A 920-nucleotide genomic window follows, 5' to 3' on the forward strand; every position below is an offset into this window, starting at 1 on the left:
TGTTGCGTAGTGCTTGGTGACCAGGACGGCTGGGGCACCAATAGGTTGTCAAAGGCCGAGTCGATTTTGGGGACTGGGATGTCCCAAAATCTATCACGAGGCCGAAGACACGCTTGTCCTCTATCAGGCAAATTATGACCTGCTGACCAATCTGCCCAACCGCACCCTGCTCATGGACAGGCTGGGACAGAACATTCTGGGTGCCGAGCAGGATCAGCGGGTGTTTGCAGTGCTGTTCATCGACCTCGACCGTTTCAAAGTCGTCAATGATCTCTATGGCCATGTGATCGGCGATGCCCTGATGAAACTGGTGGCGCAACGCCTCGGGAAGTCGGTGAGGGAAGCCGATACGGTAGCCCGTTTCGGTGGTGATGAGTTTGTCGTTCTGCTGAACGGGGTGGCTGAACGGAACAGGGCACAGGCGGTGGCAGAGAAGATCATCCAGGAGCTGTCGCGGCCTTTCGAACTGGGGGAAAGGGTGGTCACCATCGGCGCCAGTATCGGTATCACTCTTTTTCCTGCTGATGTGGATGCTGCCTGGAACCGCGAGGATATCGCCAGTGCCTTGCTGAGCAATGCCGACATGGCCATGTATCAGGCCAAGGCCAAAGGCCGCAATCACTGCCAGTTCTTTGAGCAGCCCATGCAGGAGTCCGTCAAACGGAATCTGGCACTTGAGCAGGACCTGCGTCATGCGGTGGCGAAGAACGAACTCTGCCTGTATTACCAGCCGATCTATGAAGCCAGCAGCAATGAGATGACAGGCATGGAGGCGTTGCTGCGCTGGCGGCATCCTGTGCTAGGTATGATCAGCCCTGACCGGTTTATTCCCCTGGCCGAGGAAACCGGGCTGATTGGTGCTATCGGGGAATGGGTTTTTGCAAAAGCCTGTGGACAGATGCGGCAGTGGCAGGAAAAGT

General features: G+C 56.5%; 1 protein-coding gene. It reads left to right on the plus strand.

All coding sequences use genetic code 11. The annotated features are described in order from the left end of the window. Positions 1-172: 172 nt before the first annotated feature. On the plus strand, positions 173-920 hold a 748-nt coding region (locus ACOCD2_RS22395; protein WP_419626153.1), incomplete at its 3' end, for a putative bifunctional diguanylate cyclase/phosphodiesterase.

The organism is Thiolapillus sp. (assembly GCF_048562965.1).
GTDB classification, from domain to species: domain Bacteria; phylum Pseudomonadota; class Gammaproteobacteria; order Chromatiales; family Chromatiaceae; genus Thiolapillus; species Thiolapillus brandeum_A.